The organism is Corynebacterium lowii, assembly GCF_001412085.1.
Taxonomy (GTDB): domain Bacteria; phylum Actinomycetota; class Actinomycetes; order Mycobacteriales; family Mycobacteriaceae; genus Corynebacterium; species Corynebacterium lowii.
The window spans coordinates 165,197-180,107 of the sequence record NZ_LKEV01000001.1; the positions used below are offsets into that span (position 1 = coordinate 165,197).

The 14,911-nt window shown below is 62.7% G+C and carries 14 protein-coding genes; 4 read left to right on the top strand and 10 right to left on the bottom strand.

Going from position 1 to position 14,911, the window contains the following annotated elements; genetic code table 11:
* Window positions 1-192 precede the first annotated feature (192 nt).
* Complete coding sequence (locus tag Clow_RS00765; protein WP_156334509.1) at window positions 193-1,392, top strand: DUF4411 family protein; 1,200 nt, start codon at window positions 193-195, stop codon at window positions 1,390-1,392.
* On the opposite strand, the gene Clow_RS00770 is transcribed toward Clow_RS00765, so the two are convergent.
* From Clow_RS00770 to Clow_RS00800, 7 genes are all read right to left on the bottom strand, one after another.
* A complete protein-coding gene (locus tag Clow_RS00770) occupies window positions 1,378-2,208 on the bottom strand; it encodes a helix-turn-helix domain-containing protein (protein ID WP_245625656.1) in 831 nt (276 codons plus the stop codon). The genes Clow_RS00765 and Clow_RS00770 overlap by 15 nt on opposite strands.
* Window positions 2,209-2,253: 45 nt before the next feature.
* Entirely contained in the window at window positions 2,254-2,925 is a 672-nt protein-coding gene (locus Clow_RS00775) for an endonuclease III domain-containing protein (protein ID WP_055174965.1), read from the bottom strand.
* A 14-nt stretch (window positions 2,926-2,939) separates the two neighbouring features.
* Window positions 2,940-4,238 carry an MFS transporter gene (locus tag Clow_RS00780; RefSeq protein ID WP_055174968.1) on the bottom strand — a complete coding sequence of 433 codons (1,299 nt, stop codon included), beginning with the start codon at window positions 4,236-4,238 and terminating at the stop codon, window positions 2,940-2,942.
* 492 nt (window positions 4,239-4,730) lie between these two features.
* Complete coding sequence (locus Clow_RS00785; RefSeq protein ID WP_055174970.1) at window positions 4,731-5,324, bottom strand: DNA-3-methyladenine glycosylase; 594 nt, start codon at window positions 5,322-5,324, stop codon at window positions 4,731-4,733.
* A gap of 33 nt (window positions 5,325-5,357) precedes the next feature.
* Window positions 5,358-5,756 (bottom strand): phage holin family protein, encoded by a 399-nt coding sequence (locus Clow_RS00790; RefSeq protein WP_055174972.1) that lies wholly within the window; start codon window positions 5,754-5,756, stop codon window positions 5,358-5,360.
* Entirely contained in the window at window positions 5,753-6,286 is a 534-nt protein-coding gene (locus tag Clow_RS00795; RefSeq protein WP_169786555.1) for a GNAT family N-acetyltransferase, read from the bottom strand. Before Clow_RS00795 ends, Clow_RS00790 begins: the two co-directional genes overlap by 4 nt.
* Before the next feature lie 10 nt (window positions 6,287-6,296).
* Window positions 6,297-7,634 (bottom strand): dicarboxylate/amino acid:cation symporter, encoded by a 1,338-nt coding sequence (locus tag Clow_RS00800; protein WP_055174976.1) that lies wholly within the window; start codon window positions 7,632-7,634, stop codon window positions 6,297-6,299.
* A gap of 192 nt (window positions 7,635-7,826) precedes the next feature.
* Here Clow_RS00800 and Clow_RS00805 point away from each other — a divergent pair, with 192 nt between their 5' ends.
* Window positions 7,827-8,426 carry an HAD family hydrolase gene (locus Clow_RS00805; protein ID WP_055174979.1) on the top strand — a complete coding sequence of 200 codons (600 nt, stop codon included), beginning with the start codon at window positions 7,827-7,829 and terminating at the stop codon, window positions 8,424-8,426.
* Here Clow_RS00805 and Clow_RS00810 read toward each other — a convergent pair.
* Window positions 8,423-9,526 (bottom strand): ROK family transcriptional regulator, encoded by a 1,104-nt coding sequence (locus Clow_RS00810; protein ID WP_055174981.1) that lies wholly within the window; start codon window positions 9,524-9,526, stop codon window positions 8,423-8,425. The genes Clow_RS00805 and Clow_RS00810 overlap by 4 nt on opposite strands.
* Window positions 9,527-9,605: 79 nt before the next feature.
* Entirely contained in the window at window positions 9,606-10,970 is a 1,365-nt protein-coding gene (locus Clow_RS00815; protein WP_055174984.1) for a CitMHS family transporter, read from the bottom strand.
* A 151-nt stretch (window positions 10,971-11,121) separates the two neighbouring features.
* On the opposite strand from Clow_RS00815, the gene Clow_RS00820 reads away from it, so the two are divergent.
* Together Clow_RS00820 and Clow_RS00825 are read left to right on the top strand one after the other, a co-directional pair.
* Window positions 11,122-11,826, top strand: coding sequence for a C39 family peptidase (locus Clow_RS00820; RefSeq protein WP_055174987.1), 705 nt, complete (start codon window positions 11,122-11,124; stop codon window positions 11,824-11,826).
* Between the two features lie 111 nt (window positions 11,827-11,937).
* A complete protein-coding gene (locus Clow_RS00825; RefSeq protein ID WP_055174990.1) occupies window positions 11,938-13,623 on the top strand; it encodes a DUF885 domain-containing protein in 1,686 nt (561 codons plus the stop codon).
* Between the two features lie 210 nt (window positions 13,624-13,833).
* Here Clow_RS00825 and Clow_RS00830 read toward each other — a convergent pair whose 3' ends face one another.
* Window positions 13,834-14,910, bottom strand: coding sequence for an AbrB family transcriptional regulator (locus tag Clow_RS00830; protein ID WP_055174993.1), 1,077 nt, complete (start codon window positions 14,908-14,910; stop codon window positions 13,834-13,836).
* Window position 14,911: the final 1 nt, after the last annotated feature.

Below are 14,911 nucleotides of genomic sequence, written 5' to 3' on the forward strand. Positions count from 1 at the left end.
GAAGCGCCTCCGGTGGAGGAGTTGCCTATCCCTGATTTCCGCGCGGGGCGCGGTGGCGCTCCGTGGTTTTCTCAAGAGCTCATTGAGACCATTTATCATAATCAGCGGCGGCAGGGTTGGTACGAGGATTATTTGGTGAACTTGGGGGCCGATGAACCGCGTTCTTTTGTGGGGAGCCAGGCAGGTGCCGCGGTGGCGACGGCCGCCGCAGCGCTGCGCAGGGCGTTAGATTTTGAGGTGGAAGATCGTGCTCTTTTATCCGGGCCAGAAGCGGCGCGGGGGTACCTCATAGATGCTTTTGAAGAACTTGGTGGCCTGGTGGTGCTTTCTTCCATGCTGCGTAATAACACTGCGCGGCCGCTTGATATAGAGGAGTTTCGAGGTTTTACTCTTCATTCTTCTACCGCTCCTTTAGTCTTTGTGAACTCTGCCGATACGTATGCCGGACAGGTCTTTTCCCTTCTCCATGAGTTTGCCCATGTATGGGCAGGAAATGGCGGGGTGAGCGCAGGTGGAGATTATTTTGCGCACAGCGATAATGACGCGGAGCGGTGGTGCAATGAGGTTGCGGCGGAAGTGTTGGTGCCTGTGGAGGACCTTGGGCACCGATTCCTTCCCGATGTGCCACTTGTGCAGGAATTAGGGCGGCTTGCGCGTGTGTATTGCTGCTCTACCTTGGTGATTCTATTAAGACTCCGAGATATTGGCTTGCTCCCGCGTGCAGGTTTTGATGATCTCTACCAAGCCGAGGTGGATCGGCTCATGGAGCATGTGGGTGCCAGCACCAGCTCTGGCGGTAATTTTTATGCCAACCAGCGTTTTCGCGTGGGGGCCACGCTGGGAACGGCTATTGTGCGGGAAACTCTTGCGGGACATACGCCCATGACGGAGGCACTGAGCCTGTTGGGCTTTAACTCCACCAATGTTCTTATCAATGCTGCTCGTCTCTATTATTCGCATGACATTGCGCCCCGATTTTGGGATTGGTTGGTAGAGGAACATGAAAAGGGGAGTGTGGCCTCGATTGATAGAGTAAAAAAGGAAATTGCCGCGGGGAAGGAAGGGTTTTTATGGTCCTGGGCGAAGGGTCTCCCTCATAGTTTTTGGAGGAAGCCCAGCGATGCCGCCACAGAATCTATGAGAAGACTATCTGGTTGGGTTATGCACCCGGATAGGCTTTATCGCATGGAGGATCGCAATGAGTTTCTCAGTGTGGCCGATTATTACTTAGTAGCTCAGGCGCATGGGGATGGGCACCGTGTGGTTACCTTTGAACAACCGGCTCCGCAGGCGCGAAAGCGCGTGAGTATCCCCGATGCTTGTGCCGCACTCGGCGTGGAATACGTTGATCCGTTCCGCGTATATCGCCAACTGGGGCTAAAGCTGAATTGATTTCTCCGCCCACAACCGCACCAACTCATCACCCGGACATACGCTTTCAAGCGCGCTCACTGGCACCAAACCCAAAGTAATCAGGTGCATACCGACGTCCCGAACACTGCGCTCGGCAGCAACAGCAGGGGGCTCCTCCATACCAGCCGCACGCAGCATGATGGCGGTGCTGAGAGTGACCTGTTCCGGTGCAGTACGAGCTATCACGGCCCGCGCGGCCAGCGGCATGCCGGAGAGGGAAAAGGCGGCCACGGCGCGTTCGATGGCGGCCATGCGGACGGCAGCGGGGGCGTCGATAGCCAAGGTCAGGGTGTCGGTGAGGGCTTGGGCGCTGGTGGCACTGAGATTTTCGCGCAGGCGTACCATCGCCTCTAGCAGTTCCACGGTTTCCAGGGCCGCCGGGGTAGTGGGAGTGAGCGGATCGACGGCGAGGTCATCGACGATGCGGCGGGGTTCTCCGGTGCCAAGCCAGGGGTCGGCGTGGCGGAGTACGTGGCGGGCGCGGGCAATCCAGCGCGCGGTGGGCGAGTGGGCGTCGATAGTGGGGGAGCCGAAGGCGGCGTGGAGCGTTTCGCCGAAGCCCTCGGGGGAGGCGGCGATGCGGGAATCGAAGCCCTGGCCGGTGAGTACGGAGACGTCTATGTCCAGGCGTTCAGCGAGGAGGGCGATGACCTCGTGATCGGGCAGGCTTTGGCCGGATTCCCAGCGGGAAATGGCGCTGGGGGAGCAGATGCCCGCCGCGAGATGGGATTGGGAGAGGCCGCGATCAAGCCTCGCATGGTGCAGACGGCGGCCGAAAGTTGCGGCGGGGTTCATGGGGTACATAATAAGGGAACAATAGTGAAGCATCATGGAGGGATATTATCTGCTGGCCATCTCCAATAATATTTTCTCGTGATTGTCTTTTCCGCTACGGACTATAAGTGCGTGCAGTTCCCCAGCCTCGTTGGCAGAAAAACCTTCCGTATTGATGATGGAGCTATATCTTTTTCTGCAAGTCTCGTATGAGAATTTATTTAAATCTCCAACATTGAATAGGCTGAGCATGCGTCTAGCGTAGGTGCTCCAGATGAAAGTGGGCCTGGAGTATGCAAATAGACGAACGACATCTGCTGTTTCCGGGCCTATCCCTCTGATGTTGATGAGGGATTCTCGAAGTTGATCGTTCGTCCATTGCTGCACCTTTGAATCTTGCGAAAGGGCATCATTGTCGAGTATCCATTTTGATAGGGATTGGCAAGTTCGAGCTTTGGACTTCATGAACCCGGAAGGTTGGATGATTTTTTCTAGATCTTCTGTGGTGAGGGAGAGTAGTTGTTCAGGTGTTTTTATTCCTTTGATGGTGAATAAATTGTTGATAGAGAGTTCCACGTTGGTCCATTGGGTATTTTGGACTAAGATGGCGCCGCACATCATCTCGAATGCACTATTTGCTGGCCACCAGTGCTGCTCTCCGTAAATTGAGTGCAGCTTGTTTAAGATGCTCCGAGCGTTCAGCGTCTGGTTGCCTATCTGCTCCGAGTTTCGCGTCATAGCAGTCCTTTATACTATTTTTCTCGTTCAGAACTCCTCAAAAGCACCATCCCAGCCACAACAGCAGCCACTAGTGCCACACCGGCAACTCCTATACCCAGGCCTAGAGCCGAGCCCGCCCATACACCCACGAGTGCGGTGCCAAAGGCTCCACCCAGTTGCAGCATGAGCCTGGTATGCGCCCCCACCGCGGAGGTCTGGGAATCATCCACCACCTCATAGGCCGCGGAAAGCGCCAGCAGCGTGCAGGCTCCCAGCCCGAGACCACGGATGAGGGAGCATAGCAGAATCACCGGCCAGGAGGACGTCGATTGCACTCCCAGCGTGCCCAGCCCCGCCACCGCGAGGCCCACAGCGATGAGCAAGAAAGCATTGGCTTCCTTCCACGGCCCCTTGAGCAGGCTGCGCACCGCCCACGCGCCGCCGCCTTGGACCCCCAGGGCCACACCGGCAACCCAGGCGGCTTGCCCGAGATCATGCTGGATATGCAGGGAGGTGGAAAGCAGCGTTCCGTAGAACACCGCCCCCACAATCAGGCACAGCGCCATAACCGCAGCAAAGAGGCCGTTGCGGTACAGGGAAACGTGAAGCAGCGGAGCCTCGGCCCGCAGATCCATGAAGCAGAACGCCGCAATCGCACACACCGCAACGGCAGCGATACCCCAGCTTAGCGACGTCGGATAGATCAACGCCCACAGCAGACCCACCATGCCGAGCAGGGCAGGGATAGCCTGGCCGATTCCCAGCGGGACCCGCACGCCGGGAGTGCGCGGCAGGGTGCGCACGGCAAGCGCGAGAGCCAGGGCAGCTACCGGCACGTTGATATAAAACAGGCTGCGCCAGCCCACCACATCCACCAGTACGCCGCCGAGCAGCGGACCGAAGGCCGGGGCGATGACGGCGGGCAGGCCAATGGTTGCCAGGGCCGCGCGCATATTCTCCCTGCCCACGATCTCCGCTGCGATCTGCTGCACCGCCGGCATGATGAAACCGCAGGCCGCGCCCTGCACCACGCGCGCCGCGATGAGCAGCGGCACGGTGGTGCTCGCGCCGACCGCCAGGGAGCTAAGGGCGAACACCACGAGCGCGGCCACCCACACCCGGTATGCGCCGAAGCGCCGTAGGAAGGTGGTAGAAAGCACGATTCCGGCCGTGGCGGCGAGCATGAATCCCGAGATGGCGGGCTGCATCTGGGACTCGCTGGCGCCGAGGTCCGCGCCTATTGACGGCAGCAGCACATTGACCAGGCTGGAATCAAGGAGGGGGAGCAGGGCGGGGAGGAGAAGGATGGCGGTGGTTTTGGGAGAGAGCATGGTCAGGAGCCTAAGTATCCTTTGCCGGGCCTGGCATCCCGTGAATCTCACTCCGTATTGGACTGGTAAAACCCCAGGTAAAACGCTTACTCTCAGATTCCTCCAAGGTACTCATGCGCCCCATACCCCCGCGCCCGGCTCCGAGGCGTGCGCTGAGAATAAACTCCGGCCCGTCTGTTGGGCCCTACTGTGCCCACGATAAGGCCGAATACTGCACCTAGGTGGCGTGGCACCTGGGTGTGACTGCGCCCGAACGTTTAGGGTGCCATTACGTTCGTGGTGGCACCCCTTGGGGCTGCTGCGCTCATCATCGTTTGAAGTCCTATCGGGCTCAACCGCCCCGACCGCTCCCAACCACATCGGAGCTGAAGCCTTGGCTAGTTATTCTGAGGCTGTCTCTGTTGTCCACGTTTGATCGGCTGGATTCCAGGTTGCTTGGGTTATTTCCCGTTCAGAATCGGGTTGAGGCAGTTTCTGGCGGCAGACAATCCTTTAGAGGGATCGCAGATACTCATGCGCCCCATACCCCCGCGCCCGGCTTCGGGGCGTGCTCACCGTTTTATCCCCCGGTATCCACACGCGCAGCAGGGCCTCGGCGTTCTTGGAGATACCAATGCGCGGCCCACACACCCACTCGGGTTCCTCCTCCCGCGCGCCGAGCACAAACTCTGGCCCGGTCACCGATTGCCCGTTGTGTTCCAAGGTAAGGCCGAGCGCCGCCCCCAGATTCCCCGGCCCTTGGGCGAGGCGAAAGTGGGGGACGTTGCCGCGGCGTCGATAAGCAATATCGGTCCCGCCGATAACCTCGCCCGCGCGTAGCAGACAACCCTGCCCCGTGCCCTCGGGGGCGCACACGATGTTGCCCGCGCGGTGAATCCCATAGGAGAGGTACACGTACATGCGCCCGCCGGGGCCAAACATCGCCTGGTTGCGTTCGGTTTTGCCGCGGTAGGTGTGCGCGGCGGCGTCCTCGGCACCAAGGTAGGCCTCCACCTCCGTGAGCCGCACCGTCACCCCGGCATGGCTCAGGGTGCAGCCCAGCAGTTGGGGTGCCACTACGTCCGCGGTGGCGGAGAAATCAATCACGGTGGCACCCCTTAGCGCTGTGGCCCGCGCCCACTATCGACGCCGCGCCCGCAGCGCCCCGGTGAAGGGGCCGAGCACCCAGTTGACGAAGCCCAGGACGATCGCCCCGAAGAAGGCCGCGCGGAAGTTCGCCACCGTGAGACCCAGGCCCAGCGCGCTGGAGACGGAACCGGCGAGCAGGAACACGAAGGCGTTGATGACCAGTGCGAAGAGCCCCAGGGTGAGGATGGTCAGCGGCAGGCCGAGGAGGCGCAGTACCGGGCGTACCGTCATGTTGAGCACCACGATGACCGCCGCGGAGCCGAGGAAGGAGACCAGCCGTTCCTCATCGGTGACCCCGTACACGGAAACCCCGCCGATGAAGTAGGTGACCACCCACAGCCCCACGGCGGTACCCACGGCGCGGATAAAGAAGTTCCACAGGGTGCTCACGCTTGCTCACCCTTCTCCACGTGAATGTGCCGGTGCAGCAGAATCGTGCCCTGGGGCGCGGAGGAATCGTGGAGGGGCAGGGCCAGCACCTCCACTTCGGGGCCGGCGTTGCGCTCGATGCTCAGGTGAATCTCGGGGGCGGGTTGGAAGCCGAACTTGTGATAAAACTCCGCGTTACCCAGCGCGGCCACGCCGCGAATATCTGCCGCACGCAGTTCCTCTAGCGCGCGGGAGATGAGGGCGGTGCCCACTCCGCGATACCGGGCCTCCGGCTCGATGGCCAGGGGTCCGAGGGCACACCAGTCCGAGGTGCCATCGGAAAGCTGAACGTGCGTGGCGCCCACGAAGCCCACGATGTCGAGTTCGGAGACGGCCACGAGGCACAGGGCGAGTTGATCGGTGTCGCGGAGCTTTTCCACCAATTCCTGCTCGTTATGCCAGGAGTGGTAATCATCGGCAAAGGCGCGGGTAATGAGGGAACGGATAGTGGTGATGTCCGCTTCCGTTTCCCGGCGGATGGTCAGTTCCATGCCGCTCATCCTACGAAATAACGGCCGCCTTGGCCGCCACGGGCGCGCGCCACGGTTCCTCATCAATGATGCCTGCGCGCTTGGAGACCACCGCGGCCACCAGAGCCTGGCCGGTGACGTTCACGGCGGTGCGGCCCATATCCACGATCGGCTCAATAGCCAGCAGCAGGCCGACGCCCGCCAGGGGCAACCCCAGCGTGGAGAGCGTGAGGGTGAGCATCACGGTGGCACCCGTGGTACCGGCGGTGGCCGCCGAGCCGATCACGGACACAAAGATGATGAGCAGATAATGCGTGAAGTCCAGCGGCACCCCGTAGAACTGTGCCACGAAGATCGCGGCCACGGCCGGATACACGGCGGCGCAACCATCCATCTTGGTGGTGGCCCCCAGCGGAATGGCAAAGGAGGCGTACTCGCGCGGAACGCCCAGGGCTTCCTCGGAAACCCGCTGGGTTACCGGCATCACGCCCATCGAGGAACGGGTAACAAAACCTAGGGAGGTCACCGGCCACACGCGCCGATAGAACCCCACCACGGGCAACCCGGCAAAGCGCAGCACCAGCGGGTAGACCACGCCGAGCACGAGGCCCAGGCCGATGTACATGGCGATCACGAACTTACCTAGGGAACCCAGGGCCTCCCAGCCGTAGCTGGCCACCGCGTTGCCGATCAACGCAGCGGTACCAATGGGAGCCAGGCGGATAATCCACCACAGCACCTGCTGAATCACTTTGAGGAAGGATTCGGTAAAGGCCAAGAAAGGCTCGGCGGCCTTGCCAGCCTTCACCGCCGCTACGCCCAGGAGCAGGGAGATCACCAGGATTTGCAGCACATTAAAGCTCAGCGAGATTCCCCCGGAGGAGGACTCCGCGGCGGAAAGGCCCAGGAAGTTCGCCGGCACGATGGACTGAATAAAACCCAGCCAACTACCCGTGGTGGAGGGGTCGGCGGCGGTGGAAGGATCAATGGCCGTACCCTCGCCGGGTTTAAGAATCAGCGCCACCGCGATACCGGCGAGCACCGAGAAGAAGGCCGTGATGGCGAACCACACCAGGGTGGATACCGCCAGCCGCGCGGCATTGGTGACCTTGCGCAGATTGGCCACGGAGGTGACCACGGCGGCAAAAACCAGCGGCGGAATGAGTAACTTCAGCAATTGCACATAGGTGGAACCCAGGGCATCTAAGGTGGCGGTGAGCCAATTATCCTCGGCCATGCTGCGGGCCAGAAGGCCCAGGAGCAGGCCTATCACCAGGCCCGCGATCACCTGGACGCCAAAGTTCGTGGCCCAGGCGGGCAATTTACGCCGGTAGGCCTCGTTGGTGGGGGCGGTATCGGTGGTGCTCAATGGGATTACCTCTTTTAATCGTTGTGCGTACCCTCGGCTCAACGCGCAGCGGTGGGTTCTTATGCCAAGAACCCAGCGGTTGTGAGCAATGTGACAAGACGGTATGGGATATGCGTACAGATCGGTCTACCAGAGGGTAGCGTTAGTACACTGGCCAGCGCAATTTCCTGTTATGAAGGAGGGATAGGCGCCATGCGCGGCCTGATTGTTGATCTCCACGGGGTATTATTGAGTGAACCCGACCCCACCGCGCGCAGGCGATTGGAAGAAACGGTGGGCGCGGGCAGGCGCGCCCCGGAGTTCTGGGAGGTCTACGCCGATCTGCGCCCGCCTCTGGAAGCCGGGGAGGTCAGCGCCGCGCATTATTGGAACCAGGTGCGGCTGCGCGCCAACCTGCCGTACTTCGACGTCGCGGCGGCGCAGCGCGCCGATAGGCAGGGCTGCGCGGAAGCTCAACGGGAGACCGTGGAGTTCTTCTTGGGGCTCGGTGATGACGGATGGCGCTGGGGAATCCTGGCCAATATCCCGCATGATCTGGCCGAAGAGGTGCGCGCCCGGCACGCGGAGTGGTTAGAGTGCTGCGCGGCCGTGGTGTTCTCCTGCGATATTGGCGTGAGAACACCCCACCCGGAGGCCTACGCCGTGGCCCTCGACGCGATGGGGGCACACCCCTCCACCACCGTCTTGTGCAGCGCCAGGGCCGAAAACCTCGAAGGGGCGCGCCGGGCAGGCATGCAGGCGCTGGCCTTTACCGGCCTTGACGCCGTGCGCGCGGAGCTGGGTGGGCTTTAGGAGCTCACCAGGGATAGCCGCAGCGGATCGCGCAACACCAGATCCAGGGCCGCCGCCCTGGTGATCGCGTGCACGATCTCCGTGTGCGTGGGAATCATGCGCAGCTCCACGCTATGTTTGGGCGAGTCAAAGGCGCTGAGCGCCCGGCGCACCGTGGCGCCAAAGATCCGGGGAGCGTGGGGGTCCTCGCTAAAGGCGCTGCCCGCGATGATGAGGTGCTGGGGGAGATGCCTGCGCACCAGTTCCACGGCCAGCTGGGCGATGCCCTTGGCGCGGGCGTCGAGAAGCGGGCGCGCGGCGGGGTGCGCCACGGCGTCGGCCAGCGTGGGGGCCTCTACGCCGAGGTCGCGCACCTTGCGCAGCAGGCAACTCGTGGTCAGCGGCGCGCCGGGGGTACTCAGTGAGGTGATCTCCGAGGGGGTATCCAGGGCGGCACTGAGCGAATCATCCGCAAAGATCGCTAGGGAGGAATGGCGGGAGGGGAAGTAACTGACGGAATCGCGCTCGGCGGCCAAAATGGCTGGGGCGATGCCGGAAACGCTCACCGGCACGCTGAAGTAATAGCGCAGATCGGCCGCGATGTCCGTGCCCCGCCATCCGAGGTTGGGGGCCTCCACTACGCCCTCGGGACTGACCTCCCCAGAAACGGTCACGCCCACGCTCACGAGCCGCCGCGTCATGGGAGTAATGATCCGGTGCAGGGCGGCGATGATGTGTTCAAGGAAGTCGTATTGGCTCACCGAGGCTGCCGACGCCGCCACGGCGGTGCGGCGCAGCAGATGCCCGCGCAGGTCATAGAGGCCCAGGGTGGTCTCCGAGGTGCCCACGGCGATACCCGCGAACATCGTGTCCTCTGGATTGAGTTCCAGGGGCACGGTGGGGCGGCCGCGCTGGCCTATTTCCGCGAGATCGGGGCGGCGGGTGATGAAGCCGGCGTCGAGAAGCCCCGCCACCGCGCGGGTGACGGTGGACTGGGAGAAGCCGGTGGCGTCAATGAGATCGAGGCGGGTGGCGGTGGTGGATTGGCGCATCACCTGCAAACACTGAGCCGCGGGGGTGAGGGGGCGGGCAAAGGGGGCGGAGGTGGTGCTGTGTGGCATGGTCACATATTAAGCATGATGAACCGCATAGTCTAGTTGCCCCGCATTATTCCCAGACTAAGCAGTCTGGGCTGTGGTTTTAGGCCAACAATCCCATCGCCAAAGCCACCGTGACGAGGAGAGCGGCCAAGCCCCAAGCCAAGGGGAAGGCAAGGCGGAGGTGGCGGCCCATATCTGCCCGAGCCAAACCAATAGCCAGCCACAGGGCCGGAGAGAAGGGAGAAACGAAGGTACCGATGATATTGCCGATAATCAGAGCCGAGGCCGCACCCAGGGAGGAAACCTCAAAGGTGCCCGCCGTCTCCTGAACGATGGGCAACACGGAGAAGTAATAAGCATCCGTGGAGGTGGCCAAGTCCAGGGGCACGCCCAGATAACCCACCACCACGTGAATCCACGGCCCCGCCGATTCCGGCAGCACCTCCAAGAGAGAAAGAGCGATCTGCTTGAGCATTCCCGCCCCGTTCAGCACGCCCAGGAACATCGCCGCTGCGATAATCACCGAGGCCATCGCCAGGGCGGACGGAGCATGGCGTTTCATGGCGTCCGTCTGCTCCGAGGGGGAATCGAAATTGAGCGGCAGCACCAAGGTGGTGGCGATGAGGAAAGCCGGAGCGGGCTCCAGCCACCCCGTGACCAGCACCACCAGCAGCGCCAGGGAGATGATGGCGGTGAGCGCCCTGGCCCAGGTGGCATCACGGTAGTGATAGCCCTGCTCGGCACGCTCGGCCTTCTGCCGCTCCACGAACTCCTGGGCGATGGCGTGCACATCCACCTCGCCGCGCCCTACAAACTCCGGGCTGCGGCGCAGCTTTGCTATACGACGCCGCTCTGAGAGGCCCAGCAGCAGAGCGATGAGGAACACCAGGGCCAGGGCCACGCCCTGAATGGGAAGCAAGTGGTGCCAAATCTCCGTGGGGGAGAGGTCTATAACCGAGGAGGTGCGCCCCACCGGCCCGGCCCAGGGCACCATATTCATCACGCTGGCTGCCAGGGCCACGATGGCCAGCAGCACGTAGCGGCTCATGTGCATGGCCTGATATAGCGGCAACAACGCCGGAATGGTGAGCAGGAAGGTGGTGGCCCCCGCGCCGTCGAGATGCGCCACCGTGCCGATGGCCGCCGTGCCCAAAGCCACCAACACCACATTGCCGCGCGTGGCCTTAATCAGCGCGGTGACCACCGGATTGAACAGGCCGATGTCCTGCAAAATGCCAAAGTAAATGATGGCGAAAATGAACATCACCACCACGTTCATCACGGAATCCAAGCCCGTGCCAAAGAACTCCCCGATCTCCCCCAGGCTGTACCCCATGAGCAGGGCACCCGTGCTGGGAATCAGGGTCATGGCTACCACGGGGCTGGTTTTGCCCCGAATGAGCAAGCCCACGGTGAGCGCAATGATGGCTAACCCACAGAGGGTGAGGCCCAGAGGAGAGTGCATGAGCGGCCTTCCTGTGAGAGGTATGAGTGGGACAGGATAAAGGTGCATTTTAACTGTGAAGAAGGACATGGCGAATATCCTTTGACCCGGCCACGCTGGGCTGTCTACCTTGGGGTAGTTCGTGTTTCTAAATAAAAATGGGGAGAAAACGATGCTCGTTCACGTAAAGCGCAAGGTCACCGCCGGTGCCCTCATCGCCGCGACGGCGGTCAGCTCCTTGGTCGGGGTGGCGCCCGCCGGTGCGGTTGCCCCTGCGACGTCTGGGGCGGTGACTGTAGCGGCGTCGGGGGCCGGGGTGGCGTCGGAAAGCGGACGCCAGGTGGGCGAGCACCGCTTCCGCTACATCAAGCAGGACCAGGGGCAGGAAAACCAGTGGTCCGATTGCGGTCCCGCCAGTATCCTCATGGCCCTGCTCCACCACGGTGGAACCCTGCCGGATAGCTACTCCGATGACAGTCAGGCGGCCGCGATGACGGAGCTACGCAACTCCGCGCCTACCGGCGGTAAAAACCGACACAACTACCTGATGACCTCGGATGTGAAGAGCATTCTCACCGAGCGCGGTGTGCAGGGGAAGTCCTACGTGCGCGATGACGCCACCAAGGCCATCGAGGAAATCAAGGGCGGCAAGACCGCCATTGTGCTGACGCAGACCGGCGTGATCCCCGATGAGAAGGGGGCACCGGGCTACGGCCACTTTGTGTATGTTTCGGACTATGATGCCGCCCGCGGCACCTTTACCGTGAACGATCCGCTGAAGAAGAGCGAGCGGGCGCACCAGGCCACGGAGAAGGAAATGGAGGGGATTATCACCCAGGCGGCGCAGGGCAATATCCCTTGGGCTTATGTGATATAGGGGGTTGGTTTGAGGGGTTATTGCCAGCCCAAAGGCTATGATGCCGAGGTTTCTGAAACCCCTGTACCGCGGCTGGCACGCAGCCAAGAACTGTGGTTAAGATAGCGGGCTATGAGTTCAGTGGAATCCGTGAACCCCGCGGTACCCCAACCGACGCGCCAGCCCTCCCTGCTCGACGCCTCCTGTGAGGCCTTCGTGCGGGATACGGCGGCACTTTCTCCCACCGATGCCACCCACCTGGGCATTGAGGGCTATGACGGCGAACTCCAGGATTTCTCCCCTGAATACTGGTCTGCCGTAGCCGAGCGCACCCGCGAGATGGTCATGGACGTGGTGGCCTTCGACGAGGGCACCGACGAGTGCGACGACGAGGACGACTTTGATTCCGTCGATTACGTCACCGCCGCCGCGCTGCGCGACCGCCTGGGCATCGAGCTGGATAAACACCACCAGCACGAGGACATTCGTCGGCTCAACAATATCGACTCTCCCATTCAAACTATCCGCGATACCTTCTTGGTAATGAGCGCGGATACCCCGGAGCAGCGCGATAACCTGCGCTCCCGGCTCTCCAAGGTTCCGGCCGCCCTTCAGGGCTACCGCGAATCCCTCTCCCTGGCTGCCGGCTGCGGCAAGACCGCCCCGCTGCGCCAGATCGACGCCGTGATCGGCCAGTGCGAGGACCTGGCCGATTCCGGTTCCATGCTGGAAAACCTCGGTGTGGAACCCGAGTCCCCCGAGGTGGAGGCCGCCAAGCAGGCCTTTGGGGAAATGGCCGATTGGCTGGGCGAGCAGATGGTCCCCGCCGCCGCGCCCTGCGACGCCGTGGGCCGCGAGCGCTACGAACTCTTCTCCCACGAGTTCGTGGGCGACGAGGTAGACCTGGACGAGGCCTACCACTGGGGCTTGGAGCGCCTGCGCGACATCGCCGCCGAACAAGAGGTGGTGGCCCGCCAGCTCTACGGCGAGGACATCACGGTGCGTCAGGCGATTCACCGCCTGAACAAGGATGAGCGCTACCTCATCACCGGCACCGATAATCTCCAAACCTGGATGCAGGAGACCGCCGATGCCGCCGTGCGCGACCTCGCGGATACCCACTTTGACATCCCCGAGCAACTGCGCCGCGTGGATTGCCGCATCGACCCCGCGGGCACCGGCGGCATCTTCTACACCCCGCCCACCGACGATCTGAGCCGCCCCGGCCAAATGTGGTGGTCCGTGCCCAAGGGGCAGGACACCTTCTACACCTGGCAGGAACGCACCACCGTGTTCCACGAGGGCGTGCCGGGCCATCACCTCCAATGCAGCATCCCGCTGATCCAGGGCGATTCCCTCAACCTGTGGCGCCGCTCCTGCTGCTGGATCTCCGGCCACGGCGAGGGCTGGGCTCTCTACGCAGAACAACTCATGGCCGATCTCGGCTACCAGGACGATCCGGGTTATCGTATGGGGCTTCTCGACGCCCAGCGCCTCCGGGCCGCCCGCGTGGTGCTGGACATCGGCGTACACCTGGGCAAGAAGGTCCCCGAGGGCTCGGGCGTCTGGGATGCCTCCTATGCCAAGGCCTTCCTGCGCGATAACACCGCGATGTCCGAGGCTAACCTCGCCTTCGAGCTTGACCGTTACCTCGGCTGGCCGGGCCAGGCTCCCTCCTATGCCCTGGGCCAGCGTATGTGGGAGGGCGTGCGCGATGAGGCCCTGGGCGAGGGCATGAGCCTGCGCGATTTCCACGCCAAGGCGCTGAAATTGGGCTCCATTCCCATGTCTATTTTGCGCGATGAGGTACTAAGTTAAGGCGCATGATTGCGCTGATTCGTGGTGGAGGATACCTCCTGGCCTTGGGGCTGTTTTCCTTCATCGCCTCGCTCGTGGCTTCGGGTCTGGAATACCGGAGGGCAGAAGCTGCGGGTTCGATGCCGGGCCCTACGTCGGAGTGGATTCTCTACTGGCACGGGCTTTCCCTGCTGGTGCTTCTCCTGGGCGTCGTACTGCTGTGTGTCGGTTTTATCCGGCGCCGCCGCGCCAGCGGTCCCACGCCTGCAACGCCGCGGGCAGCCAACCGGCCAGAATAAACACCGCTATCAGGCGAATCATCTGCATAGCCACTACGACGGCCCCCGCGCCGTCCTCGTGGGAAAGTGCCAGCACCGTTTCCAGGGCGCCCGGCGTGGTGGCTAGGTAGCCCTCAAAGTACGTGGCGCCCACCCACCGAGCCAACAGCCACCCGGCCCCGGCGCACAGCACCATGAGGCCCACGATGAAGCCCACCGTGGTGGGCAACTGGTGAGCAAAAAGCCTAAGTGCGGGCACGGAAAGCCCGCCGCCGCAAATCCAGCCGATAGAAAGAAAAGCCATGATGGCGAACACGGGTGGCGGCTCTAGGCTCCACTGCGGCGGCAGAATCAACCCGCACAGCACGGTGAGCAGCAGCGGCCCCAATACCCCGGAGGCCGGGAGCCTCAAGAGCTTGCCCACCTTATCCCCGCCCAGGGCCACTAAGAGGGTGAGCAGCAGAGCGCCCAGGTGGAACTCATAGGATTGCTGCGCCCCGGCCTCCGGGGCGGGCGGGGTAAAAAGATGCGCCACCACCGGTAGCGTCATGGAGACGATGAGCAGGCGCAGATACTGGGTCAGCGCCACAAAGCGATAATCGGCGCCTAACTCTTGCGCCATGATCGGCATGGTGGAGGCCCCGCCTGGCAGCATGGCCAGCACGGCGGTCTCCCGGCTCATCTCCTTCCTAGCCCGCGCCAGCACCATGCCCCCGGCCACTCCGCAGCCCAGGGTGATAACGGCAAAGAGCACTCCGGGAACCAGGTAGGAGGCCAGCGTAGACGGGGCGATGCCCACCAAAGGCAGTCCGGCCATAATCCCGATGATGCCGCGCCCAAAGCGGTAATAATGCGTGTTCACGTGCAATTCCCGCCCGCGCCACAGCGCGCAGGTGCTCGAAACCACAATGGCCGCCACGATCCACGCCGCCGGAACTTGCCAGTGGCTCAGCAGCGCCCCCAACGCCACGGAGAGGGGAACCACCACGGACCACGTGCTCAACGTGCTGCGATCGGGAAAGTTCACCATG

Excerpts from the sequence above, each read along its gene's own strand:
- Clow_RS00820 (WP_055174987.1), top strand. The coding sequence starts at position 11,122 with ATGCTCGTTCACGTAAAGCGCAAGGTCACCGCCGGTGCCCTCATCGCC.
- Clow_RS00830 (WP_055174993.1), bottom strand. The coding sequence starts at position 14,910 with ATGGTGAACTTTCCCGATCGCAGCACGTTGAGCACGTGGTCCGTGGTG.
- Clow_RS00780 (WP_055174968.1), bottom strand. The coding sequence starts at position 4,238 with ATGCTCTCTCCCAAAACCACCGCCATCCTTCTCCTCCCCGCCCTGCTC.
- Clow_RS00795 (WP_169786555.1), bottom strand. The coding sequence starts at position 6,286 with ATGGAACTGACCATCCGCCGGGAAACGGAAGCGGACATCACCACTATC.
- Clow_RS00805 (WP_055174979.1), top strand. The coding sequence starts at position 7,827 with ATGCGCGGCCTGATTGTTGATCTCCACGGGGTATTATTGAGTGAACCC.
- Clow_RS00825 (WP_055174990.1), top strand. The coding sequence starts at position 11,938 with ATGAGTTCAGTGGAATCCGTGAACCCCGCGGTACCCCAACCGACGCGC.
- Clow_RS00810 (WP_055174981.1), bottom strand. The coding sequence starts at position 9,526 with ATGCCACACAGCACCACCTCCGCCCCCTTTGCCCGCCCCCTCACCCCC.
- Clow_RS00775 (WP_055174965.1), bottom strand. The coding sequence starts at position 2,925 with ATGACGCGAAACTCGGAGCAGATAGGCAACCAGACGCTGAACGCTCGG.
- Clow_RS00770 (WP_245625656.1), bottom strand. The coding sequence starts at position 2,208 with ATGAACCCCGCCGCAACTTTCGGCCGCCGTCTGCACCATGCGAGGCTT.
- Clow_RS00815 (WP_055174984.1), bottom strand. The coding sequence starts at position 10,970 with ATGCACTCTCCTCTGGGCCTCACCCTCTGTGGGTTAGCCATCATTGCG.